Annotated in this window: 19 protein-coding genes; 9 read left to right on the forward strand and 10 right to left on the reverse strand. The window is 50.9% G+C overall.

Going from position 1 to position 24,194, the window contains the following annotated elements:
• The first annotated feature begins 19 nt into the window (after positions 1-19).
• A complete protein-coding gene (gene luxS / locus ACM67B_RS01575; protein WP_416189869.1) occupies positions 20-526 on the forward strand; it encodes an S-ribosylhomocysteine lyase in 507 nt (168 codons plus the stop codon).
• Positions 527-865: 339 nt separating this feature from the next.
• Here luxS and glnE read toward each other — a convergent pair whose 3' ends face one another.
• Positions 866-3,553: a bifunctional [glutamate--ammonia ligase]-adenylyl-L-tyrosine phosphorylase/[glutamate--ammonia-ligase] adenylyltransferase gene (glnE, locus tag ACM67B_RS01580; protein ID WP_416189870.1), complete on the reverse strand. Its 2,688-nt coding sequence runs from the start codon at positions 3,551-3,553 to the stop codon at positions 866-868.
• A 544-nt stretch (positions 3,554-4,097) separates the two neighbouring features.
• On the opposite strand from glnE, the gene ACM67B_RS01585 reads away from it, so the two are divergent.
• Genes ACM67B_RS01585 through ACM67B_RS01600 form a run of 4 tightly spaced genes read left to right on the forward strand, consistent with a single transcriptional unit; the run spans position 4,098 to position 6,875 of the window.
• A complete protein-coding gene (locus ACM67B_RS01585; RefSeq protein WP_416189871.1) occupies positions 4,098-5,195 on the forward strand; it encodes an FAD-dependent oxidoreductase in 1,098 nt (365 codons plus the stop codon).
• A gap of 22 nt (positions 5,196-5,217) precedes the next feature.
• Positions 5,218-5,835, forward strand: coding sequence for a thiamine phosphate synthase (thiE, locus tag ACM67B_RS01590; RefSeq protein WP_416189872.1), 618 nt, complete (start codon positions 5,218-5,220; stop codon positions 5,833-5,835).
• Between the two features lie 40 nt (positions 5,836-5,875).
• Positions 5,876-6,070, forward strand: a complete 195-nt coding sequence (gene thiS / locus ACM67B_RS01595; protein WP_416189873.1) for a sulfur carrier protein ThiS — start codon at positions 5,876-5,878, stop codon at positions 6,068-6,070.
• A gap of 16 nt (positions 6,071-6,086) precedes the next feature.
• Entirely contained in the window at positions 6,087-6,875 is a 789-nt protein-coding gene (locus ACM67B_RS01600; protein ID WP_416189874.1) for a thiazole synthase, read from the forward strand.
• A 78-nt stretch (positions 6,876-6,953) separates the two neighbouring features.
• Here ACM67B_RS01600 and ACM67B_RS01605 read toward each other — a convergent pair whose 3' ends face one another.
• Positions 6,954-7,700 carry a HesA/MoeB/ThiF family protein gene (locus ACM67B_RS01605; protein ID WP_416189875.1) on the reverse strand — a complete coding sequence of 249 codons (747 nt, stop codon included), beginning with the start codon at positions 7,698-7,700 and terminating at the stop codon, positions 6,954-6,956.
• 119 nt (positions 7,701-7,819) lie between these two features.
• Complete coding sequence (gene moaC, locus ACM67B_RS01610; RefSeq protein ID WP_416189876.1) at positions 7,820-8,320, reverse strand: cyclic pyranopterin monophosphate synthase MoaC; 501 nt, start codon at positions 8,318-8,320, stop codon at positions 7,820-7,822.
• Between the two features lie 289 nt (positions 8,321-8,609).
• Here moaC and ppc point away from each other — a divergent pair, with 289 nt between their 5' ends.
• Both ppc and ACM67B_RS01620 read left to right on the forward strand, forming a co-directional pair.
• Entirely contained in the window at positions 8,610-11,312 is a 2,703-nt protein-coding gene (ppc, locus tag ACM67B_RS01615; protein ID WP_416189877.1) for a phosphoenolpyruvate carboxylase, read from the forward strand.
• 289 nt (positions 11,313-11,601) lie between these two features.
• The gene (locus tag ACM67B_RS01620) at positions 11,602-12,747 is read left to right on the forward strand and encodes a 5-methyltetrahydropteroyltriglutamate--homocysteine S-methyltransferase (RefSeq protein WP_416189878.1); all 1,146 of its coding nucleotides are present in this window, start codon (positions 11,602-11,604) and stop codon (positions 12,745-12,747) included.
• Positions 12,748-13,118: 371 nt separating this feature from the next.
• Here the strand turns inward: ACM67B_RS01620 and ACM67B_RS01625 are convergent, their stop codons facing one another.
• The 4 genes from ACM67B_RS01625 to ACM67B_RS01640 form a co-directional block, all read right to left on the reverse strand.
• Positions 13,119-14,687, reverse strand: a complete 1,569-nt coding sequence (locus tag ACM67B_RS01625; RefSeq protein WP_416189879.1) for an AbgT family transporter — start codon at positions 14,685-14,687, stop codon at positions 13,119-13,121.
• Between the two features lie 174 nt (positions 14,688-14,861).
• Complete coding sequence (locus tag ACM67B_RS01630) at positions 14,862-15,296, reverse strand: universal stress protein (RefSeq protein WP_416189880.1); 435 nt, start codon at positions 15,294-15,296, stop codon at positions 14,862-14,864.
• A 228-nt stretch (positions 15,297-15,524) separates the two neighbouring features.
• Positions 15,525-15,965, reverse strand: a complete 441-nt coding sequence (locus ACM67B_RS01635; protein ID WP_416189881.1) for a universal stress protein — start codon at positions 15,963-15,965, stop codon at positions 15,525-15,527.
• A 405-nt stretch (positions 15,966-16,370) separates the two neighbouring features.
• Positions 16,371-17,162, reverse strand: coding sequence for an inositol monophosphatase family protein (locus tag ACM67B_RS01640; RefSeq protein ID WP_416189882.1), 792 nt, complete (start codon positions 17,160-17,162; stop codon positions 16,371-16,373).
• A 144-nt stretch (positions 17,163-17,306) separates the two neighbouring features.
• On the opposite strand from ACM67B_RS01640, the gene ACM67B_RS01645 reads away from it, so the two are divergent.
• Positions 17,307-18,032 (forward strand): 16S rRNA (uracil(1498)-N(3))-methyltransferase, encoded by a 726-nt coding sequence (locus tag ACM67B_RS01645; RefSeq protein WP_416189883.1) that lies wholly within the window; start codon positions 17,307-17,309, stop codon positions 18,030-18,032.
• A 71-nt stretch (positions 18,033-18,103) separates the two neighbouring features.
• Here the strand turns inward: ACM67B_RS01645 and glyS are convergent, their stop codons facing one another.
• The 3 genes from glyS to glyQ form a co-directional block, all read right to left on the reverse strand.
• Positions 18,104-20,164 (reverse strand): glycine--tRNA ligase subunit beta, encoded by a 2,061-nt coding sequence (glyS, locus tag ACM67B_RS01650; RefSeq protein ID WP_416189884.1) that lies wholly within the window; start codon positions 20,162-20,164, stop codon positions 18,104-18,106.
• A 165-nt stretch (positions 20,165-20,329) separates the two neighbouring features.
• Positions 20,330-22,180 carry a lipid A export permease/ATP-binding protein MsbA gene (msbA, locus tag ACM67B_RS01655; protein WP_416189885.1) on the reverse strand — a complete coding sequence of 617 codons (1,851 nt, stop codon included), beginning with the start codon at positions 22,178-22,180 and terminating at the stop codon, positions 20,330-20,332.
• Positions 22,181-22,338: 158 nt separating this feature from the next.
• Positions 22,339-23,244, reverse strand: coding sequence for a glycine--tRNA ligase subunit alpha (glyQ, locus tag ACM67B_RS01660; RefSeq protein WP_095501590.1), 906 nt, complete (start codon positions 23,242-23,244; stop codon positions 22,339-22,341).
• Positions 23,245-23,474: 230 nt separating this feature from the next.
• Here glyQ and ACM67B_RS01665 point away from each other — a divergent pair, with 230 nt between their 5' ends.
• Positions 23,475-24,014 (forward strand): OmpA family protein, encoded by a 540-nt coding sequence (locus ACM67B_RS01665; RefSeq protein WP_416189886.1) that lies wholly within the window; start codon positions 23,475-23,477, stop codon positions 24,012-24,014.
• Positions 24,015-24,194 lie beyond the last annotated feature (180 nt).

Raw genomic sequence — 24,194 nt, forward strand, 5'->3', positions numbered from 1 at the left:
CAACATTTAAGGAAAAACCATGCCTTTATTAGACAGCTTCAAAGTTGACCACACCCGCATGCACGCCCCTGCCGTGCGCGTGGCCAAAACCATGACTACCCCGAAAGGCGACACCATTACCGTGTTCGACCTGCGTTTCTGCATTCCGAACGAAGAAATTTTGCCGGAAAAAGGCATTCACACGCTGGAGCATCTGTTTGCCGGCTTCATGCGCGACCATTTGAACAGTAGCGACGTGGAAATCATCGACATTTCGCCGATGGGCTGCCGCACCGGTTTTTACATGAGTCTTATTGGCACGCCGTCTGAAAGCCAAGTGGCGGATGCATGGCTGGCATCGATGAAAGACGTGTTGAACGTGCAAGACCAAAGCAAAATTCCGGAATTGAACGAATATCAATGCGGTACTTATCAAATGCACTCGCTCACCGAAGCACAAGGCATTGCCGAAAACGTATTGGCGCGTAAAGTGGCCGTGAATAAGAATGAAGATTTGACTTTGGACGAAAGCTTGCTGAACGCGTAAGCAGGTTTGAAGTGATGATAAAAGGCCGTCTGAAAAGGTATTTTTCAGACGGCCTTTTATGGTTGGGAAGGCTTAGTTAAAACCTATAAGCTTTGAAACCTTTGCAAAACTTCGTGACTATCGATAAAAAACAAACCTGCCGTCATTCCCGCGCAGGCGGGAATCCATTGTAAAATCGAAGAAACCTATTTTATTCAACAGCTTGCCATGCTTGAAAATGGATTCCCGCCTGCGCGGGAATGACGGCGGTTATGTATATTCTGGTATTCGGATGGGTTTTGCAAAATCCTCAACCTAATGTTGTTTGTTAACGGGGAAATTAGCCCTTTCAGACGGCCTTTACCCCTGTTTCGCTTCTTCCCCAAACACTTCTAACCACAACTTTCGAACGCTTTCATAATGCCCCAGCAAAACATCATTCACTTCCACTTTGCCGACATCGCGCAGCTTGGTGTTGTGCTGCTGTTGGCGGTAGAAGCGGTAAGCGGTGCGGCTTTGTTCGGCCAGTTGTTTGTCGATTAAACCGCAGTCGGCGGCGATGTTCAAAAGAGCGATGTTGCCGTAGTTGTCGAGCAATTCGGGGTGTTGGTGGGCGTGTGCCAAAATCAGGTATTGCACGATGAATTCGACATCGACCACGCCGCCGCGCGCGTATTTGACGTTGCTGTCGGCAGGCGGATGGGGGGGGAACATTTTTTCGCGCATGTCGATGATTTCGCGTGCCAGCTTGGCGGTGTCGCGTTCGGTGGTGAGTATATCGGCGCGAATGCGGTCAAAGGCCGTCTGAATCTCGGGCATGCCGCAGATAAAGCGGGCGCGGGTGAGGGATTGGTGTTCCCATGTCCAAGCATTTTCGCGTTGGTATTTTTCAAACGCAGCCACGCTTTGGGCGAGAAAACCGCTGTCGCCGTTGGGACGCAGGCGCACATCGACATCGTAGAGCGTGCCTGCGCCGGTGGGGGTGGAGAGCCAGTTGGTCAGGCGGCGGGCAAAGCGGATATACACGTCTTGCGCGTCGGGGTCGTTGTCGTCAAACAGGTAAACCAAGTCTAAATCCGAGGTGTAGCCCAATTCTTTGCCGCCGAGTTTGCCGTAGCTGATGACGGCAAATTGCGGTGTATCACGGTGTTTTTTCGGCATATCCGCCCACACGAACGGCAGCGCGGCGGCAATCACGGTGTCGGCCAGCGCGGAGAGTTCGTCGGAGAGGGCTTCAATTGTCCACAATCCGGCCAAATCCTGCACTGCCAAACGGAACAGCTGGGCGTGTTGGAAATGGCGCAGGATGTCCATTTGCGCTTCAGTGTCGTGTTTGCAGTTGTTGAGGCCGTCTGAAAGCTCGGCGGCCAGCTTAGTCCAATCGAAATCGGTTTCCAGCAGTTGGGTGCTGATCAGCTCGTCAAGCAGAATCGGGTATTGCGTGAGATAAGCGGCGACCCACGAGCTTTGGCTCATGATGTCGGCCAGTTGCTGCAGGGTTTGCGGGTGTTCGTTGAGAAAGGCGAGATAAGCCGAGCGGCGGCTGATGTTTTCTAAAAAATCCATCAGGCGCATAAAGGTGTCGGTGGGGTTGGGCTGGGCGGCGGCGGCCTGCATAAAGGCGGGCACCATCGCGTCGAAACGTGGCTGGGCTTGCGCCGATAAATGGCGGTATTTGTGGCTGCCGCGCAATTGGTCGAGACGTGCAGCCACGCTGTCGGCATGGAAACCGTGTTCGTTCAGGCGTTGGGCGCGCTCTTCTTCATCGGGTCTTTCCTGCCAAGCCCACAGCCATTCGTGGTTGCTTTCGTCAATTTCGCTTTCGGAATCGCTCAAAATCTCGTTAAACAAAGCGTTCACGCGGCTGCGGTGTTGGTTGAGGCCGTCTGAAAACGCAGCATAATCGGCAAAACCCATGCTTTCGGCCAGCAATTGCTGTTGTTCGGGCGAAGTCGGTAGGGTTTGCGTTTGCTGGTCTTCCCAATATTGCAGGCGGTGCTCGACATCGCGCAAAAAGCGGTAGGCTTCCAGCAGCGTGGCGACTTGTTCGCTCGGGATAATGCCCAATTCTTCCAACTTCAGCAGCGTTTCCTGCGTGCCTTTTAATTGCAGCGCGCGCATTTGGCCGCCGCGTATCATTTGGAAAATCTGCGCGATAAATTCCACTTCGCGGATGCCACCGGCGCCGAGTTTCACATTATCGGCCAAGCCTTTTTTGCTCACTTCGTTGCGGATTTGGCGATGCAGGCTACGCATGGCGCTGTAGGCGTTGTAGTCCAAATATTTGCGGAACACAAACGGGCGGATTAAACCTTTAATATCATTCGGATAAGGTGTCACCACGCGGCCTTTGCACCACGCATAACGCTCCCATTCGCGCCCCTGCTGAATCAAATATTGCTCTAAGGCGGTTTCGCTCAACACCAATGCGCCCGAATCACCGTCCGGCCGCAAACGCATATCGACGCGGAACACCCAGCCGTCGGCGGTGACATCGTTCAACAGCGTAATCAGCTTCTTGCCCACGCGCGTGAAAAATTCCTGATTGTCGCGGTCGCGCTTGCCGTCGGTCGAACCCGATTCGGGATACACGAAAATCAAATCAATGTCGGACGATACGTTCAACTCATAACCACCGGCCTTGCCCATCGCCACCACGCTCAAATGCTGCAGCTCGCCCGTGTAGCGGCCGATAGGCGTGCCGTACATGTCTTGGTAGTAGTCATAGGCAAAATCCAGCGCCATATTGATGGCAAAATCGGCAAACAACGTAATCGTGTGGGTGACTTCGTCTAAATCACTCAAACGGTTCACATCGCGCACGATGATTTGCGACACCACATAGCGGCGCAATTCGCGCAACTGCTTGGCTAATTCTTCTTCGTTTTCATCGGCGCGGATTTTGTCCCAATCGGCAAACGCTTGGAAGTCTTCCATGCTTAAAACTTTGTGCAACATGGGCTGGAAAATATCCATGTTCAGACGGCCTGAATCCAAATTGCGGGCGAGAAACGGAGAATAGCGGCGGGCAGTGTCGAGCAGGTTCATGATGGTGGGTGAGAAGGGGAAAGGTTTATCATAGCAAAGAAAACAGGCCGTCTGAAAGAGGTTAGCAGATTGAAATTTCTAGAATGCGGTTAGGGTGATTAATGCAGTATTTCAGATAATCAAATTTTGCTTGGCAGAAACTTCTAGAGCTTACAGTCAATCCGCTGGCGCAGCTGAGCGAAGCAGGATTTTGTCAGGGGAAAAGGCTCGGTGTTTGAGCTGCCCAAAGCAGCGAGTTCGAGCCTGCTGCCAAAATCCTGCGTAGTGAGGGAAGTTCGCCCCAAAGGGCGAACCTGCAACTGCGGTCGCCTTTCTTTTGCCTACTTTTCTTTGGCGAAACAAAGAAAAAGTAGGTGGCCGCGCGGCCATGAAGCGCAACCTTTAAAATAACATTAATCTTCAATCATGACTCAACCAATTTTACAGACACTGTTTCCATAAATCCCTTGATACACTTCAAAATTCATTCAGACGGCCTTTATCCGCATCATTAAATTGTTTACAATGCCAAACAGTCATTTTTCAATCCAACAAAGAGCAAAAGATGAAACACATCGCAGTATTGGGCGGCGGTTTGTCCGGCCGTTTCACCGCGTGGGGCTTGGCGCAACAAGGCTTTGAAGTGTCGTTGTTTGATAAGGGTACGCGCACGGGCGAGCAGGCGGCGGCTTATGTGGCGGCGGCTATGTTGGCGCCTTTGGCCGAATCAGTGGAAGCCACGCCGTTGGTGGTGTCGCTTGGGCGACAAAGCATGGATTTGTGGCGCGATATTACAGGCCGTCTGAAAACACCGGTGTTCCATCAGGAAAACGGCAGCCTGATTGTGTGGCACGGGCAGGATAAGCCCTTGTCGCGCGATTTTCAGCAGCACTTAAGCCGTGCCAATCAAGGGGAAAACCCGACTGTGCGCTGGTCTGCTACCGATATTGCCGCCCATGAACCGCAACTGGCCGGCCGTTTTTCAGATGGCCTGTATTTGCCGGGTGAAGGGCAGTTGGACAACCGCCAAGTGCTGGTGTCGCTGGCGGATACGTTAGAAGACATCGGCGTACATTGCCATTGGCAAGAAGCGCGTGAAGTGGCTGATTTGCAAGGCTTCGATGGCATTATTGATTGTCGCGGTTATGGTGCCAAAACACGTTGGAACAGGCCGTCTGAAATGAGTCGTTTGCGCGGTATGCGTGGTGAAGTGGCGCGCGTTTATGCGCCCGAAGTCAGCCTGAACCGTCCGGTGCGTCTGCTGCATCCGCGTTATCCGCTCTATATTGCGCCGAAAGAAAACCATTTGTTTGTGATTGGTGCGACCCAATTGGAAAGCGAAAGCGACTTGCCGGCCAGCGTGCGTTCGGGCTTGGAGTTGTTGTCCGCGCTGTATGCGGTGCATCCGGCTTTTGGCGAAGCAGAAATCCGTGAAATTGCGGTCGGTCTGCGTCCGACTTTACACCACCACAATCCGGAAATCCGTTATCATGAGGCATCGCGTTTGATTGAAGTAAACGGCCTGTTCCGCCACGGTTTTATGATTTCGCCGGCGGTGGCCGGTGCAGCGGTGCGCTTGGCAGTGAATTTGTTCGGCGGTGGCGAGCTTGCCGAATCTGATGCCGAAACCGGCTTGGATTATGTTCGCTTGGCGGCCGTCTGAAAACCATATAAGGAAACCTGAAATGCAGTTCCCAAAATTAGTTAAACCATTGAAATTTTATGCAGTCGTTCCGACCGCCGACTGGGTCGAGCGCATGGTGAAAGCCGGTGCGGATACGGTGCAGTTGCGCAATAAAGATTTGAGCGGCGAAGCCTTATACTGCGAAATCGAACGCTGCGTTGCCGCCTGCCAAGGCAGCGATACCCAGCTTTTCATCAACGACCATTGGGAAATGGCGGTGAAAGCGGGCGCATATGGCGTGCATTTGGGGCAGGAAGACATGGATACTGCCGATTTAGCTGCCATTGAAGCCGCCGGATTACGCTTAGGTTTGAGCACGCATTCGGTGAGCGAACTTGACCGCGCTTTGTCGGTAAATCCGAGCTATGTGGCCAGCGGAGCGATTTTCCCGACCACTACCAAGCAAATGCCGACTGCGCCGCAAGGCTTGGATAATCTGCGCCAATATGTGCAGCAGGCGGGCGATACGCCGGTAGTAGCGATTGGCGGCATTGATTTGAACAACGCGCGTGAAGTGCTGGCGACCGGCGTGGCCTCGCTGGCGGTGGTGCGTGCGGTCACTGAAGCAGCGGATCCTGAAACAGCGGTAAAAGCGTTTCAGGCGTTGTGGGATGAATAAGCCGTCTGAAACGTTTCAGACGGCCTCAAGGAAAGTTGGCATGAACATTAAACTTAATGGCGAAAATTTTGAATTTTCAGGAAAAAATGTGGCTGATTTGGTGGCGGTGGTCGAGCCTGCGAAGCCGTTTGCCGTGGCGGTGAACACGCAATTTGTGTCTAAAGGCGTGTATGCGCAAACGTTGTTGAATGAAAATGATGCGGTCGATATTGTGCGGCCGGTGGTCGGCGGTTGAAGCGGAAAGGAACATCATGTTGAATCTTTATGAAGAATCGTTTGCTTCGCGCCTGCTACTCGGCACCGCAGCTTATCCGACGCCTGAAGTGTTGCGCCAGTCGGTTGAAGCGGCCAAGCCCGGTATGATTACCGTGTCGCTGCGCCGTGCCGGTTCGGCAGGAGAAGCACACGGGCAGGGCTTTTGGGATTTGTTGCAGCAAATGAATGTGCCGGTGCTGCCCAATACTGCCGGTTGCCAAAGTGTGCAGGAAGCCGTGACCACGGCGCAAATGGCGCGTGAAGTGTTTGAAACCGATTGGATTAAATTGGAATTAATCGGCGACGACGACACTTTGCAGCCGGATGTGTTCCAATTGGTTGAGGCGGCTCAAATCCTGATTGACGATGGTTTTAAAGTGTTGCCGTATTGCACGGAAGATTTAATCGCTTGTCGCCGTTTGCTGGATGCCGGTTGTCAGGCGCTGATGCCGTGGGCGGCGCCGATTGGCACCGGTTTGGGCGTGGTGCATGAATACGCACTGAAAGTGTTACGCGAACGCTTGCCCGACACACCGCTGATTATCGATGCGGGCTTGGGTCTGCCGTCGCAAGCCGCGCAAGTGATGGAGTGGGGCTTTGATGGCGTGTTGCTGAATACCGCCGTGTCGCGTTCGGGCGATCCGGTCAACATGGCACGCGCGTTTGCACTCGCAACCCAAGCCGGACGTGCCGCATTTGAAGCCGAACCGGTACAAGCGCGTGAACAAGCGCGGGCAAGTACGCCGACCGTGGGGCAGCCGTTTTGGCATTCGGCTGAATATTGATTTATCGGCTAAATATAATAAAAGGCCGTCTGAAAAGCGTTGTTTCAACCTTTTTCAGACGGCCTTTTTATATTTAAATCAATGTTGCCCACACACACGGCAATCGGGATTTTTTTCGAATTCAAATTTCTGCCAATCGCCCGATAAACCATCATACACACGCAGGCAGCCGTATTGGGCGGTGCCGCTGCCCATCAGGATTTTCAAGGCTTCGGCGGCTTGGCTGGTGCCGATGATGCCGACCAAAGGCGAGAACACGCCAAATAAAGCGCAAGCGCCGTCGCTGGCGGAATCACCGTCAAACAGGCAGGCGTAGCAGGGCGAATCGGCCAAATCGGGGCGGTACACGGCGAGCTGGCCTTCAAAGCGCACCGCCGCGCCGGAAACCAATGGCGTGCGCGTGGCGACGCTGGCGCGGTTGACGGCTTGGCGCGTGGCGAAATTGTCGCAGCAATCCAAGACGATGTCGGCGTGTTGCAGCAATTCGGTTAAGCGTGTTTCGTCGAGTGCTTCGGTGATGACGGTGATGTCAACCGCGCTGTTAATTGCGTTCAGGCGGCCTGCCATCACTTCTGCTTTGCTGCGGCCGATGTCGGCTTCGGTGAACATGATTTGGCGTTGCAGGTTGCTGTCGTCGATGGTGTCGAAATCGGCGATGGTCAGGCGGCCGATGCCGGAGGCGGCAAGATAGGGTAGTGCGGCGGCACCAAGTCCGCCGCAGCCGACTACCACGACATGGGATTGTAGTAATTTTTCTTGGCCTTCAATGCCGATTTCGTCTAGCAGAATATGGCGGCTGAAGCGTAGGAGTTGGGCATCATTCATGGTATCGTTTGAGGCCGTCTGAAAGGTTTTAGACGGCCTTTTTAAATAAAAAGTCTGCGCCGATTATAAAGCAATCGTGCAGACTTGGTGGAATAGGAAAACGGTAATTTTATTGCTGTTTAGTAGTCGATGTTTTCAAAATCGTTGTTAAATAGGAAGTTGCCGCTTTTGCCGCCGGTTTTCTCTTCTAAATGGATTTGGGTGATGGTCATTTTTTTATCGACAGCTTTCATCATGTCGTAAATGGTTAAAAGCGCGATGTTGACACCGGTGAGCGCTTCCATTTCTACGCCGGTTTGGCCTTCGGTGGTGGCAGTAACGGTGGCTTTGACGCGTGCCAGCTCGACATCGACATTAAAATCTACGCGCACATGTGTCAGTGAAATCGGGTGGCACAAGGGAATCAAAAAGCCGGTTTGTTTGGTGGCCTGAATTGCGGCTACACGCGCCACGCCCAAAACATCACCTTTTTGTGCGGCATTGTCAGCCAAGATGCCGATGGCTTGCGGGCTCATATTAATCACGCCGCTGGCACGGGCTGTACGGGCGGTGGAAGCCTTGCCGGAAATATCCACCATGTGGGCTTCGTTGTTTTCGTTTAAGTGGGTCAAGTCTGACATTGTCGTTTCCTGAAATGTGTCGGCCAAAGCCGGTTTTGTTTATCAATGCGTGAATGATGGCATTTTAAGCTATTTTTGGTTTAGGGAATAGGGTTTACGCGGATTGGGTAATGATGAGGCCGTCTGAAAATCTGCATCTTATCGCGATATTAATAATGAAATAAAAATCGCCTTATGCGAAAAGAAACAGGCGCATGGCTTGCGATAAGCGGCATTATTATCATTGTAGCGGTTTTCCTAATCCTGCTATACAATGGAATCGTCTAAGCTTGAAATAAGAGAGAAAAATATGCAGCTCCATATTCTGAATAACCCGAAAGACGCGGCGCTGGCTGCGGATGCCGAGTTTTTGAAACAATGCCTGTTTAACCTATTACATCAAGAAGCATCGCCATTGGTGGTGGAGATTGTGAAGCAGTTATCCACATCAGACGATACCGGCGCGCTGATTGAGAAAGTTTTGCCGCAGCTTGATGAGCAGCAGGCACACGATTTGACCTTGGCTTGCGGTTTATTCGCCCAAATTTTGAACATTGCCGAAGACGTACACCACGAGCGCCGCCGCCAAGTGCATGAAGATGCCGGCCACAACACCGCCGACGGCAGCTTGGCCGAAACCGTGCGCAAACTGCGTGCCAATAAGGTTGACGGTAAAACAGTACAAAAACAATTGAATGCAACCAATGTCACCGCCGTATTGACCGCGCATCCGACCGAAGTGCAACGCCAATCGGTATTGCGTTTCAACCGCCGCATCCGCGCATTATTGCCACAGCGTGAGCGTTGTACCAATGCCGAATCCTTAGCCGATTTGCGCCGTGACATTGAAACCATTTTGCTGGGCTTGTGGCAAACCAGCGAAACACGTCATTATAAATTGACGGTTAACGATGAAATCAATAATGGTGTGAGTATTTTCCCGATGAGCTTTTTTGAAGCACTGCCGAAACTCTATCGTGGCATGGAGCGTGATTTTCAGACGGCCTATCCGGATGTAGAAGTGCCGGATATTCTAAAAATCGGTGGCTGGATTGGCGGTGACCGCGACGGCAATCCGTTTGTGACTGCCGAGACCCTGCGCCATGCGTTTACCCGCCATGCCGATGCGGTGTTCCGTTGCTATCGCAGCGAATTGGATGGGTTGTATCACGAGCTGCCGTTGTCCACGCGCCGCGTAAAAGTGAATGATGATGTGATGGCGATGTCGGACGAATCGCCGGATGAAGAAATTGCCCGTTTGGAAGAACCTTACCGCCGCGCGATTGCCTACATCATGGCACGCGTGATGGGTAAGGCTCGCTCATTGGGTTTGGGCATGGGCTGCCATTTTGGTTTTGGCGAGCCGTATGCCAACGTGCAGGAATTTATTGCCGATTTGCAAAAGCTGCAACGCTCGTTGCGCGACAACGGCAGCGCCTTGATGGCCGAAGGCCGCTTGGCCGATTTAATCCGCATCGCATCGGTGTGCGGCTTCAATATGATGCCGTTAGATTTGCGCCAACATGCTGAAAAACACGGCGATGTGGTGGCTGAATTGTTCCAACATGCCGGTTTGGAAGATTATGCCAATTTGTCGGAAGAAGAAAAGCAAACTGTGTTGCTGCGCGAATTGCAACACCAACGTCCGTTGTACAGCCCGTTTGTGACATACAGTGAACATGCCCGCCGCGAATTGGCGATTTTTTCCGAAGCACGCAAAATTAAAGATGAATTTGGTGAGCAGGCAATTACCCAAAGCATTATTTCCAACTGTGAGCAGCCGAGCGATTTGCTGGCCTTGGCCTTGTTGCTGCAAGAATGCGGCTTGTTGCTGATTGAAAACGGCAAACCGAAAAGCCGCATGAACATTGTGCCGCTGTTTGAAACCATCGAAGCCTTGGAAAACGCTTGTCCGGTGATGGATCGAATGTTTGGCTTGGAATGGTATCGTGAATTGGTGATGAGTCGCGACAACATTCAAGAAATCATGCTGGGCTATTCCGATTCCAACAAAGACGGTGGCTATGTGACCAGCTCATGGTGTCTGTATCAAGCCGAATTGGGCTTGGTGGATTTGTTTAAGAAATACGATGTACGCATGCGCCTGTTCCACGGTCGCGGCGGCAGCGTCGGCCGCGGCGGCGGTCCGTCTTACCAAGCGATTTTGGCGCAGCCTGCCGGTTCGGTAGCCGGTCAAATCCGCATTACCGAGCAGGGTGAAGTGATTACCGCCAAATATGCCGACCCGAGCAATGCCCGCCGTAATCTGGAAACTTTGGTAGCAGCCACCTTGGAAGCGACTTTGCTGCCCGACAGCAAAGACCCGGATCCGAAGCTTATGCAAGCCCTGTCGGATATTTCCTTCAAGTATTACCGCGAACTGATTACGCATGAAGATTTTATCGATTACTTCCTGCAAACCAGCCCGATTCAGGAAATTGCCACGCTGAACTTGGGTAGCCGTCCGGCCAGCCGCAAAACCTTGGCGCGGATTCAGGATTTGCGCGCGATTCCGTGGGTGTTCTCATGGATGCAAAACCGCCTGATGCTGCCGGCGTGGTATGGTTTCGGCAGCGCAGTAGAGACCTTGTGTCAGCAAGATCCGGCAAGTATGGCGGCGATGCAAAATCACGCCAAACACAATCCGTTCTTCCAAGCCATGCTGTCGAACATGGAACAGGTGATGGCCAAAACCGATATCACCTTGGCAGAAGACTATGCCGAATTGAGTGAAACGCCGGAAAAAGCCGCGGCCATTTTCCAAATGATTAAAGCCGAATACCTGCGCAGCCGCAAAGCTCTGCTGGATATTTTGCAAACCACCGAACTGTTGAGCGACAACCGCAGCTTGGCACGCTCGCTGGCCTTGCGCATTCCGTATCTGAATGCCTTGAACGGCTTGCAAGTGGCCATGCTCAAGCGTTTGCGTCAAGACCCGAACAACCGCCATGCGTTGCTGATGGTGCATTTGACCATCAACGGCGTGGCGCAAGGTTTGCGTAATACCGGTTAAGCTTGTGTGGAACAAGGCCGTCTGAAAGTATATGTGTTCAGACGGCCTTATATTTTGTATGAAAATGATTCATTCCAACATGCCGATTTTTCAGACGGCCTTTACTCGATAGGCCGTCTGAAACCCTGCAGATTCTGTTATACTCAAACGTTAATTAAAGTCGTTTAAAATAGAAATTAGACAAGGCAATAGCAACCGCCGTGTAGACCGAGTACATAAGGGCACTGGCAACGCAGTATGATTTTTATTTCAAATGACGATATAAAACCGTTACCTAAAAAGGATCATCATGAGCACGCTTTTCCCAAACGCGACTTTACGCGACCGCGCCCCTTTCCGTTTCGACATCGTCGGCAGCTTTTTGCGCCCTGATACCCTGAAAAAAGCCCGCAGCCAATGCGCGTGCGGCGAGTGTTCGACCGACGAATTGCACCAAGTGGAACACGCCGAAGTGAGCCAATTGGTGGCCAAAGAAAAAGCAGTCGGCCTGCCAAACGTGACCGACGGTGAATTCCGCCGCACATGGTGGCACTTGGATTTCCTGTTTGAATTATTGGGCGTGGAATTGGTAGAAGCAGAAGAATACAGCACCCAATTCCAAGCGCACATGCGCCCGATTACCTTGAGAATCACCGATAAAATCGAATTCCCAAAAGTGCATCCGTTCATCAACCACTTCAAAGCCCTGAAAGCCGAAGCGGGTGATTATCCGGTGAAATTCACCATTCCGTCGCCAAGCATGCTGCACCTGATTACCTGCGTGCGCACGCCGAATCCGCAATTGATTGAGCGCTATCAAGACAACGAAGAATTGTTGTTCGCCGACATCACTCAAGCCTACATCGATGCGGGTAATGCGCTGTATGCCGAAGGCTGCCGCATTTTGCAATTGGACGACACTTCTTGGGGCGAATTCTGCTCGGAAGAAAAACGTGCCAAATACGAAGCACAAGGCTTGGATTTGGACGACATCGCGCGTAAATATGTGAAAGTGTTGAACGACATCCGCGCCGCCTTGCCGCAAGACATGGCCGTGACCATGCACATCTGTCGTGGTAACTTCCGTTCGACTTGGTTCTCTAGCGGCGGTTACGAGCCGGTAGCGGAAATTTTGTTTGGCGGCTGTAACGTTGACGGCTTCTTCTTGGAATACGACAGCGACCGCGCCGGCGACTTCAAACCATTGCGTTTCATTAAAGACCAGCAAGTCGTGTTGGGTTTGATTACCTCAAAATCAGGCGAGCTGGAAGCCAAAGAAGAAATCATCGAGCGCATTAAAGAAGCCACGCAATACGTTGACATCAACCAATTGTGCCTCAGCCCGCAATGCGGTTTCGCTTCTACCGAAGAAGGCAATGAGTTGACCGAAGAAGACCAATGGAAAAAATTGGCACTGATTCGCAGCATTGTTGATGAAGTGTGGGGTAGCAAATAATCTTAGTATCGTGAAAGATGATTGAGATAAGAAAAGGCCGTCTGAACGTAAAGGGTTCAGACGGCCTTTTTGTGTTTTCGTGAATATTCGTAGGTTAGGTCGAGATCTTTTTAAAACTTCATGAGCCATCCATAAACACTCAAATGGCCGTCATTCCCGCGTAGGCGGGAATCCATCTTAACATTTAAGTAAGCTATTTTATTCGATAGTTTGCTATGTTCAAAAATGGATTCCCGCCTACGCGGGAATGACGCCAGTTTTGTGTGCAATGGCTTTTAAAGGAGTTTTGCAAAGATTCAAGGCCGTCTGAAAGATAAAGTGGGTATTGCTGCTTGAGTTTTCAGACGGCCTTGTTAATCAAATCCTAAACCTTAAGGCTGGTAATACGTTGCCGAGCCCGGACCCACCGGCCAGCCCAATACGAATACCCACACATAGAACAAAATCATCCAGCCGATGGCAAAGGCAATCGAGTAGGGCAGCATCAGCGAGACTAAAGTGCCCACGCCCGCGTCTTTTTTGTAGCGGATAGCGATGGCCAAGGTCAGGCTGAAGAAGGGCATCATTGGTGTGATGATGTTGGTGACCGAATCACCGATACGGTAGGCCGCCTGAATCATTTCCGGCGCGTAGCCAGCCAACATCAGCATCGGCACGAAAATCGGTGCGGTGACCGCCCATTGCGCCGAAGACGAGGCAATCATCAGGTTAATCATGCCGCAGATGATGACGAAAAAGACAAACAGCAAGCCGCCGCCCAAGCCGATTTCTTTCAGGAATTCAGAGCCTTTCACCGCCAGAATCGGGCCTAGGTTGCTCCAGCCGAAATAAGCCACGAATTGCGACACGAAGAAGATCAGGGTCAGGTAAATCGCCATCGAGCGCATGGAGCTGACCATACCGTCCACTACGTCGGAGCTGGTTTTCAAGGTGCCGGCGACTTTGCCGTAAGCCAAGCCGGAAAGGGCAAAGAACACGAAAATCAACGCCACAATGCCCGACATCAACGGCGAATTCATCAAATCACCGGTTTCCGGATTGCGCAGCGGTGCGCCTTCGGGCAGACTGGCGGCGGCAATCAAACTGAGCAACACCAAAATCGTGGCAAAAGCCGCCCACAAACCTTTTTTCTCTTGCGCGTTCAGTTGCTCAATGCTCATGCTTTCCGCACTACCGTCACCTTCGGATTTGTCATAAGCGCCCAAGCGCGGCTCAATTAATTTATCGGTAATCAGAAAACCAAGACCGGCCACCAAGAAGGTGCTGACTGCCATAAAATACCAGTTCGCTTGTGCGCCGACCAAATAATCCGGTGCAATCAATTGCGCAGAAGATTGGGTGATGCCTGACAAAATTGGGTCAACCGTGCCGATTAATAAGTTGGCGCTGTAGCCGCCTGATACGCCGGAAAACGCAGCAGCAATGCCGGCCAAAGGATGGCGGCCGAGCGAGTAGAACACCATTGCAGCCAAAGGAATAATCACCACATAGCCCAGTTCCGCTGCGATGTTGGACATCACGCCGGCGAACACCACTGCCAAGGTCACCAAGCGTTTCGGCGCATTCAATACGATGGCGCGCATGGCCGATGAAATCAGGCCGGATTTTTCTGCAATGCCCACGCCGAGCAAGGCCACCAATGCTGTGCCCAAAGGGGCGAAGCCGGTGAAATTGCTCACCAGATGGGTCACCATTTTGGCCAAGCCTTCGCCGTTGAGCAGGTTAATCACGCGGATCATGCCGTCTTCGGCGCGGCCTTTGGTACCTTCAGGGCGCGGGTCAATCACGCTTACGTCAAAATACGCACCCACTGCCGATAAAATCAGCAACGCGATAATCAAGGCTAAAAACAACACCACCGGATTGGGCAGAATATTGCCCAGCCGCTCGACAATGTTGAGAAAACGGTTAATGCCCGTTTGTTTGTTCGCTTGCGCCATACAGCTTCCTTTGTGAAATCAATATTTCAGCTATTGTATGTGAAATTTCGTAAATTGCTAAATATCAGGAAGTTATTAATGCGCGTTTTTCGGGCATAAGAACAGGCCGTCTGAAACATATTTACCTAAGGACTTATTCGGTAAGTGTTTCAGACGGCCTGATATGACTATTAATTAATTGCGTACAACCAACACATCGGCTTTGGCGTGTTCAATAATGTAGCTGGCGCACGAGCCAATCATCAAGCGCTCGAATGCGTTCAGGCCGGTGGCGCCGGTCACAATCAAGTCCACTTTTTCACGAGATGGAATATCGATGGCAAGCAGGGCTTTCGGATTGCCTTTTTCAACAATGCAAATCACATCGGTGCAGCCTGATTCCACGCAGCGTTTGGCGCAGCCGTTGACCAATTCTTGTGCCTGATCCTGAAACTTGATTTGTGTGCCATCGTCGAATGCTGCCGCGCGGTAGGATTTGATTTCTTCAACGATGTGCACAATCGTCAGGCGCGCGCCATTTTGTTGGGCAATGGTGGTGGCTTTTTTCAAGGCAGCTTCTGCTTGTGGCGAACCGTCGATACCGACCAAAATGTTTTTATATTCATTCATACGTCATCTCCTTGGTAAATATAAAAAGGTAAATGTCTCAAAGTATTTTTCTTCAGCTTGTTTTATCATAATCAGATTCAGACGGCCTCTCATTGATTTAAATCTAAATTCCGGCCGATTTCTGCTGCGAAATCGGTTTTTTAGAATAGGCCGTCTGAAAAACATCGGCTGATTATGCAAACTGCACCTGAATTCAGGTGCAGTCGGATAACGGAATAATCGTTTGGATTATTCGGTGCGTACTACCAAAACATCGGTTTGCGCATTTTGAACAATATATTCAGAAGACGAGCCGACCAGCATGCGCTCCAAAGCATTCAGGCCGGTTGCACCCAAAACAATCAGGTTGATGTTTTCACGCTGTGGAATATCTTCCGATAAAAGCTGTTTCGGATTACCGGTTTGCAAAACCAAATCCACTTCGGCGACACCTTGTTGGCGCGCATGCTCGGCATAATCGTTCAACATGGTTTTGGCTTCGGTTTCAAGCTGCTCATAGACGTTTTGCGTAAGCAGCGTGGTGTGCTGCATCAGCGATTGATCGAGAATATGCGCAATTACCAAGCGCGAATGGTTACGCAGGGCAATGGCCACGGCTTTGTGAAAGGCTTTTTCTGCTTGTGGGGAACCATCGATGGCGACAAGAACGTTGCGGTATTCGAGTAACATGATATTGTCTCCTTTCTTGTTGTCAGACACTATGGGCCATTGTTATTATCTGTTTTCATTTTTAGTATAGCGCCACGTGGCAATGAGGGCGTAGTGTATTTACACTTATTTTCATGTTTATATTGATTTCAATTACTTATCATTTGAATTTCATCGAATTTGAACGATGACTACGCCAGCGCAAAAAGAGCAGACAAAAAAAACCATTCATACCAAGGGAGAAGTATGAATGGCCAATACATTGCGGGAAAACGTCTTACTTGCTGCACTGCCCAAAAGGGATAAAAGAGCAGTGTGTGTCAGCACGAATAATTTTACTATTCTGAGTATTAAATACTGTTAAGAAGTGAAATTATTTTAATAAATTGTCTAATTTAAGCGAATATTAAAGTTAGATAAAAGACTTTATTGATTCTGGCGTATCCAAGCTAGCCATTTATTGAACACATTTGGCTCAAGCGCGGCGATGACCGAGCGTTTGAATACATGCTCGCCACTCCAAAACGCATCACCTTCTAAAGTATCCAAGCAGCCGCCTGCTTCTTCAAAAATCAGCGCACCGGCAGCATAATCCCACAATTTCTGCCCGCCGTGCACATACACATCATAGCGGCCGCAAGCCAGATAGCACCAATCCATCGTGCTGCAGCCCATGCTGCGGCTGGTGCCAACTGGGGAGAGCGTGCTCATGCGGCTGGTGAGTTTGCCCGAGCGCAGGTATTTGATTTCCACACCGGCAATCGATTCTTTTAAGTTTTTTTCCACCAAGCGCAAGGGCAGGCGAGTGCCGTTTAAAAATGCACCGTTGGCGTGTTCGGCGTAAAAGCATTCTCCGCTGACCGGATTGTAAATCACGCCCAATTGCGCGCGCCCGTTTTGAATATAGGCCACGGAAATGGCAAAATGCGGCAGACCGTTGACGAAATTATTGGTGCCGTCAATCGGGTCGACTACCCACAAGCCGCTTTCCGAGTGCGCCTTCCACAAACGGATTTGCTCTTGCAGGGTCATTTCTTCACCCATCATCGGGCTGTCGATAATAAGCGGTAAACCTGCTGCCAGCGCGGTTTGCGCCGCTAAATCGGCTTCGCTGAGCATGGAGCCGTCAACTTTTCGGCTGGCCGGCGTGTTGAGAAAACGAGGCATCACTTCCGTTTGCGCGACGTGACGAACCAGTTTTTGCAATCGGTGTAACAATTTTTGTCCTTAAATAGCAGAGGTCGCTTAAAATAGCGGTACCGCGTTGGCCAAGTGACCCATGCCGGTATCGCGTTTGCCCGAATGCAGCTTGGCCACTTCGGTCTGTTTGACACATTATATACGTTAATAATCCTGAAAACTATGCCCCGTTTTTATCTTACCGATTCGCTTGCTTCAGGCCAAATCCTTGACCTGCCTGATAATATTGTGCGCCATCTGAATGTGTTGCGCTTGAAACATGAAGAAGAGATTGTTTTATTTAACGGCAACGGTTATGCTTATCCTGCCCGCTTGCTTGATTTGGAAAAGCGCCGCGCCCGCGCCGAAGTCTTGCGTGAAGAACATACCGACAACGAATCGCCGCTCAATATTACCTTAATCCAATCCGTTTCCAGCGGCGAGCGCATGGATTTTACCCTGCAAAAAAGCGTGGAATTGGGTGTAAGCGAGATTCAACCTGTGATTAGCGAACGCACCACCGTGCGCCTACAAGGTGAGCGCGCCGATAAAAAAGTTGAGCGCTGGCAGGAAATTGTGATTTCCGCCTGCGAGCAAAGCGGCCGCAATATTGTGCCGAAAGTGTTGCCGCTGATTTCCTATCGTCAGGCTCTACAGCACATGCTGTCTGAAAAAACCAAATTATTATTGAGCTTAAACCGCGCGCAAAAGCTAAACCAAATCCAACCCTCTTCAGACGGCCTCATTTTTATGGTCGGCCCCGAAGGTGGCTGGAGCGCTGCCGAAGAAGAGCAAGCTTTTGCGGCCGGTTTTCAATCCGTTACCCTAGGCCCGCGCGTGTTGCGTACCGAAACCGCTTCTCTGGCGGCCATTGCAGCCATGCAGACGCTGTGGGGGGATTTTGTGTAGGTGAGAATTAATAGAAAAGGCCGTCTGAAACTCATGGTTTCAGACGGCCTTTAGTTTTAATCATTAAAACCTTATTCGCTCAACAACGCAATATCGGCCACCGCATTCATTTGTTCGGCCAATTGGTTCAGCAGATTCAAGCGGTTTTGTTTGATAGCCGCATCATCGGCCATCACCATCACGCCGTCGAAGAAGGCATCGACTTGTGGCTTGATGGCCGCCAATTCGGTTAAGGCCGTCTGAAAATCGCCTTGGGCAACGGCGGTAGCGATTTTTGGTTGCAAATCGCGTGCGGCGGCAAACAAGGCTTTTTCTTCGTCTTGCTGCAACAGGCTTTCGTTAACGGCACCCAGTTCGGCATCGGCTTTTTTCAGCAGATTTTGTACGCGTTTGTTGGCAGCCGCCAGCGCAGCAGCTTCCGGCAGCGCTTTAAACGCAGCCACGGCTTGCAGCTTGGCTTCCACATCGTTCAGACGGCTTGGATTTTTCGCCAATACCGCGGCTACGATGTCTTGCGGATAATCGTTTTGCAACAATACCGCCAAACGCGCTTGCATGAATTCGGCCACTTCAGACGGCGTGTTGGCATTGAGCAAACCTTGTGGGAATACGGCAAAGGCCGTCTGAACCAGTTCGTTAACGTCCAAATCGTTTTGCATCACCATGCGCAAAATACCCAAAGCCGAGCGGCGTAGGGCGTAAGGGTCTTTGTCGCCGGTCGGAATCAAGCCGATGCCCCAAATGCCGACCAGAGTTTCCAGTTTGTCGGCCAGTGCGGCGGCAGTGGCGACTTTGCCTTCCGGCAGCGCATCACCGGCAAAACGTGGCTGGTAGTGTTGCTCGATGGCGTTGGCGATTTCTTCGCTTTCGCCGTCCAAGCGGGCATAGTATTTGCCCATTGTGCCTTGTAATTCAGGGAATTCGCCCACCATTTCGGTGACCAAATCGGCTTTCGACAAACGGGTCGCGCGTTCGGCAGCGGCAGCATCCGCGCCCAAATTTTCGGCGATGTGGCGGCTGATGGCCGCCAAACGCTCGATACGCTCGGCTTGGTTGCCCAGTTTGTTGTGGTAAACCACTTGTGAGAGCTTAGGCAGGCGGCTTTCCAACGTGGCTTTTTGGTCTTGCTGGTAGAAGAATTCGGCATCGGCCAAACGCGCACGCAATACGCGCTCGTTGCCAGAAATAATGTGCGACGGATCAGCAGCTTCAAGGTTGGATACCAACAAGAAGCGGTTCATCAGCTTGCCCGAAGCGTCTAACAGCGGGAAGTATTTTTGGTTTTGCTGCATGGTCAGAATCAAACATTCCTGCGGCACGGCCAAGAAATGTTCTTCAAAACCGGCTTCTAATACTACCGGCCATTCCACCAATGCGGTCACTTCTTCCAATAAGCTGTCATCAGCCGCTACGGTAGCGTTCAGACGGCCTGCTTGTTGGTTTAAGGCCGTCTGAATCGCCGCTTTGCGCTCGGCAAACGAAGCAATCACTTTGCCTTCGGTGCGCAGTTGTTCGGCATAGCTGTCGGCTTGTTGAATGGTGATCACGCCGTCTGAAAGGAAGCGGTGGCCCAAAGTGGTGTTGCCGCTTTGTAAGCCCAAAACGCTTGCGTTTACCACATCCGCACCGTGCAGCACAATCAGGCTGTGCACCGGACGCACAAAGGTAAAGGTGCTGCTGCCCCAGCGCATCACTTTCGGAATCGGCAGCTTTTTCACCGCCTGATTGATGATGTCGTCGAGCAGGGCAGACAAAGGCTGGCCGGTTTGGGTAAATTCATAGGCAAACACATCTTGCTTGCCGTCGTGAATCACTTTCAAATCTTCAATCTTCGCACCCGCACCGCGTGCAAAACCTTCCAAAGCCTTAGTCGGCGCACCGTCTTTCATGCCGTTAGCCACGGCAGGGCCTTTTTTCACAATCTGCTGATCAGCTTGAACCGGCTTCACGTTTTTCACCTGCACAGCCAAACGGCGCGGCGAGGCGTAAGCGGTTACGGCAGTTTCACCGTCAATCAGTTGCGCTTTTTCCAAGCCTTCGGCAATGGAAGCGGCAAAATGGTTGCCCAGATTATTCAGGGCTTTTGGTGGCAATTCTTCGGTTAAGAGTTCGATTAAGAGGGTTTGGGTCATTGCATGCTTTCAATCAATAATTGAACGACGGCTCTTCAAACAGGCCGTCTGAAAATAGGGTTTGTTCAGCAAAAATATGGGCTTGATTATACACAAAGTCACAAGGGAAATTAAGCAGAGCAAGGCGATGGCTTACTCTGTGTTTTCATAGTTGGCAGAGTGGTGTTATTCAGCATTTTGCGGCATATGCTGCAAGGCGGCATAATAACCTTGTTTTTTCAACAGCTCTGCATGACTGCCTTCTTCGATAATTTTGCCGTCATCCATCACAATAATACGGTCGGCCTGCTCGATGGTGCTTAAACGGTGGGCAACAATAATGCTGGTTCGGTCGTGCATCAGGTTTTCTAAGGCTTGTTGTACTAAGCGTTCGGATTCGTTATCCAATGCGCTGGTGGCTTCGTCCAGCAGCAGAATTGGTGCATCTTTGAGAATGGCACGGGCGATAGAAACGCGTTGTCGTTGGCCGCCGGAAAGTTGGCTGCCGTTGGCGCCGATGGTTTGATGTAAGCCATGTGGAGAGTTGTGTACCAAATCTTTCAGATTGGCGGCTTCGAGTGCAGCCATGACTTCCGCTTCTGTGGCTTCGGGGCGGCTGTAACGAACATTTTCCAATAGCGTGTCGTCAAACAGGAATACATCTTGCGATACAAGTGCAAATTGGCTGCGCAGATTAGTCAATTGCACATCAGCAATATTGATGCCATCGAGATAGATTACCCCTGAGCTTGGCTCGACAAAACGTGGTAGTAGGTTGATGGCAGTCGTCTTGCCGCTGCCGGAGCGGCCAACGAAAGCAACACGTTCACCGGGGCGGATGTCAAGATTGAAATTGTCAAGCGCTTTATGACCTTCTTCGGTGTAGCGTACATCAATATGATCGAATTTCAGACGGCCTTGTACATTAGACAAGGTGTGTTTGCCTGTGTCGTTTTCGGGTTTTTCATCTAAAAACTGGCAGACATTATCTGCGGCGAGAAACATGGTTTGCATGGGGATGCTGATGTTGGCCAAGTTTTTAATCGGCGAGAGCATTTGCAGCATAGCCACAATAAAAGCCATAAATTCACCGATGGTGGTATAGCCTTGCTGGCTTTGCCATAAAGCGATAAAAATGACGATGGCTAAAGCAAATGAAGCGATGAGTTCGCTAAAAGGCGAACGGGCGGCAGTAGCTTGGGTGATTTTTTTGCCTAAGCGTACGATGGTATGGTTGACATCAGCAAAGCGGCTTGAAGCCTGTTTTTGGCCACCGAACAGTTTCATCACGCGGTGGCCTTGATGTACTTCTGTCACCACATTATTGAGCTTACCAATACTGAGTTGCGCGCTGGCGATGATGCCTTTGAGGCGGTTGCGGTAATAGCGTGAAAGCAATGACAAAAGCGGGAACATCAGCAATACAATTAAGGTCAATTGCCAGTTAAGATACAGCAATACGCATACCAAACCGATGACGATTAAGGTATCGCGGGTAAGAGTGATGAACACATTGCTGGCGTTGCTGATGGATTGTTCGGCCATCTGAACCATGCTCATCAAGACGGTGCCGGATGGATTTTTTTGATGGTAATCTGAAGAAAGAGTGAGCATGTGTTGGAACATGTCGCGGCGGATATGGCTAACGGCCATCACCGATACCCATGTCATCAGATAGGTGCTGGCGAAGCGGCAGATGCCGCGAATCAACACAATTACAATCAGAAACAGCGGAACCGTCCAAACTTTATTTTCGGTGCCCCAAATCATGTGGTTAAACTGGTCTTTCCAGTTTTGCACAGTGGCCACAATGCCACTGGCGGCATTTAATTCCGGCGGTGCGCTGGGAGCAGCAAAGCCTTGATTGACCAAAGGTGCGATAAAGGCGGCCAGATAGCTTTCGGTGGCGGCCACACCGACAATGGCCAGCAACGACCAAATAATGCGCGCTTTGTAGGGCTTCACATAAGTGAGCAGGCGCATGAAATTGTGCGTGTCGGCTTTGGTGAAGAGACCGAAGGTGAGTTTTTCTATCATAGGGCACTTTTAGTGGGTAAAGCTTTGTCGCCTAAATGCTTTCAGACGGCCTGTTTAAACTAGCTGGTTGTGGCTTGATTGGATGTGTTCAGCAAACAAACATACCGGATTTAAATTTCAGACGGCCTGTGTGATGGAATCAAGGCCGTCTGAAATTTTTATGCTGCTTTGTTTTTAATCAATGGGAAGCCCAGCTGTTCACGGCTTTCCACGAATTTTTGCGCCACGATGCGGCTTAAGGTGCGGATGCGGCCGATGTAGGTGGCGCGTTCGGTCACGGAAATGGCGCCGCGGGCATCAAGCAGATTAAAGGTGTGGCCGGCTTTCAATACCAATTCGTAAGCTGGCAGGGCAAGGCTGGTGTCGTCGATATCCAGCAGGCGTTTGGCTTGGGCTTCATAGTCGTTAAACTGGCGCAGCAGCCATTCGGCATCGCTGTATTCGAAGTTGTAGGTGGATTGTTCCACTTCGTTTTGGTGGTACACGTCGCCGTAAGTGACGGCTTGGCCGTCGGGCGTGTGTGACCAAACCAAGTCGTACACGTTTTCTACGCCTTGCAGATACATCGCCAAGCGCTCAATGCCGTAGGTGATTTCGCCCAATACCGGTGAGCAGTCGATACCGCCGACTTGTTGGAAATAGGTAAACTGGGTAACTTCCATGCCGTTGAGCCATACTTCCCAGCCCAAGCCCCATGCGCCTAAGGTTGGGTTTTCCCAGTCGTCTTCAACAAAACGGATGTCGTGTACTTTCGGATCGATGCCCAGCTCGCGCAATGAGTCGAGATACAAATCTTGAATATCGGCCGGTGCCGGTTTCAGGGCAACTTGGAATTGGTAATAGTGTTGCAGGCGGTTGGGGTTGTTGCCGTAGCGGCCGTCTTTGGGGCGGCGGCTCGGTTGCACATAGGCGGCATACCAAGGCTCAGGGCCGAGTGCGCGCAGGCAGGTAGCAGGGTGGCTGGTGCCGGCGCCGACTTCCATGTCGAAAGGTTGGATTAGGGTGCAGCCTTTGTCGGCCCAGAATGTTTGCAATTTGAAGATGATTTGTTGGAAAGTCAGCATGGCTTTTGTTATTCAGATAATCGAAAGGCTTTATTTTACTGTTTTGATGAGGTTTTGAATAGTTTTGTCCGTCGGTATCTGCGGATTTTTCAGACGGCTTTGTATGATTATCGCGATTGTTGGCGACAGCAGCATTTAAGATCAGAGAAGTTGCGTTACAAATACGGCTTTTTAGGTATAATGGCGGCTGAATGCTTTTTAATGGTTTAACTTAAAAGAGGAAATAGAAGATGTCGGATAATGACGATCACAAAGAACAACGTCTGGGTTTATGGATTGCCGGTGGCGCCGCAGCTTTGGCAACGGTTGTAACCTTGTTCCTTTCAGTTTGGGGCTGGGAAACCGGTAAAATTGAAGGTTCTCCAAATTATGGCCAAACTGAAATGGCGGCGCATGAACATGCTGTTGCAGCGCACGGCGCGGCGCATAATCTTGCCGATGACGCAGCTGCGGTATTTGTGGAAAACGGTATCGTAAAATTCTACTTTGCGACCGGTAAATCCGATTTGGCTGCCGGTGCACAAGAGGCGTTGAAAGATGTATTGGCTGGTGTAAAAAACGGTCAAAAAGCAGTGGTATCCGGTTTCCATGATTCAACCGGTAATCAAGCATTTAACGAGCAATTGTCTAAAGACCGTGCCTTGGCGGTAAAAAATGCCCTGATGGGCTTTGGTGTGGCGGAAGAGCAAATTGAATTGCGCAAACCGGCAGATACCGAAGGCAGCGGCAGCAATGCAGAAGCGCGCCGAGTGGAAGTGGTGTTGGAATAAAGTCAATTGTTTGAAGGCAATTGATAATGCCGTCTGAAAAGTTTCAGACGGCATTTTTCATGAGTGGGACTTCCTGGATTCTTAAGCAGATTCGTTTAATATGAAGCAAAGATGCTGCATGATTGCTAAAGGACGTCTGACACAATAAACATGAAAAAAGCCTTATGCAATGCATAAGGC

This window comes from Neisseria sp. CCUG17229, assembly GCF_047839235.1.
GTDB classification, from domain to species: Bacteria; Pseudomonadota; Gammaproteobacteria; order Burkholderiales; family Neisseriaceae; genus Neisseria; species Neisseria brasiliensis.

Coding starts and splice junctions, on each gene's coding strand:
- ppc (WP_416189877.1), top strand. CDS start 8,610: ATGCAGCTCCATATTCTGAATAACCCGAAAGACGCGGCGCTGGCTGCG.
- ACM67B_RS01665 (WP_416189886.1), top strand. CDS start 23,475: ATGTCGGATAATGACGATCACAAAGAACAACGTCTGGGTTTATGGATT.
- ACM67B_RS01605 (WP_416189875.1), bottom strand. CDS start 7,700: ATGAATGATGCCCAACTCCTACGCTTCAGCCGCCATATTCTGCTAGAC.
- ACM67B_RS01600 (WP_416189874.1), top strand. CDS start 6,087: ATGTTGAATCTTTATGAAGAATCGTTTGCTTCGCGCCTGCTACTCGGC.
- glnE (WP_416189870.1), bottom strand. CDS start 3,553: ATGAACCTGCTCGACACTGCCCGCCGCTATTCTCCGTTTCTCGCCCGC.
- glyS (WP_416189884.1), bottom strand. CDS start 20,164: ATGACCCAAACCCTCTTAATCGAACTCTTAACCGAAGAATTGCCACCA.
- moaC (WP_416189876.1), bottom strand. CDS start 8,320: ATGTCAGACTTGACCCACTTAAACGAAAACAACGAAGCCCACATGGTG.
- ACM67B_RS01630 (WP_416189880.1), bottom strand. CDS start 15,296: ATGAATGAATATAAAAACATTTTGGTCGGTATCGACGGTTCGCCACAA.
- msbA (WP_416189885.1), bottom strand. CDS start 22,180: ATGATAGAAAAACTCACCTTCGGTCTCTTCACCAAAGCCGACACGCAC.
- ACM67B_RS01645 (WP_416189883.1), top strand. CDS start 17,307: ATGCCCCGTTTTTATCTTACCGATTCGCTTGCTTCAGGCCAAATCCTT.
- ACM67B_RS01635 (WP_416189881.1), bottom strand. CDS start 15,965: ATGTTACTCGAATACCGCAACGTTCTTGTCGCCATCGATGGTTCCCCA.
- luxS (WP_416189869.1), top strand. CDS start 20: ATGCCTTTATTAGACAGCTTCAAAGTTGACCACACCCGCATGCACGCC.
- thiE (WP_416189872.1), top strand. CDS start 5,218: ATGCAGTTCCCAAAATTAGTTAAACCATTGAAATTTTATGCAGTCGTT.
- glyQ (WP_095501590.1), bottom strand. CDS start 23,244: ATGCTGACTTTCCAACAAATCATCTTCAAATTGCAAACATTCTGGGCC.
- ACM67B_RS01625 (WP_416189879.1), bottom strand. CDS start 14,687: ATGGCGCAAGCGAACAAACAAACGGGCATTAACCGTTTTCTCAACATT.
- ACM67B_RS01620 (WP_416189878.1), top strand. CDS start 11,602: ATGAGCACGCTTTTCCCAAACGCGACTTTACGCGACCGCGCCCCTTTC.
- ACM67B_RS01585 (WP_416189871.1), top strand. CDS start 4,098: ATGAAACACATCGCAGTATTGGGCGGCGGTTTGTCCGGCCGTTTCACC.
- thiS (WP_416189873.1), top strand. CDS start 5,876: ATGAACATTAAACTTAATGGCGAAAATTTTGAATTTTCAGGAAAAAAT.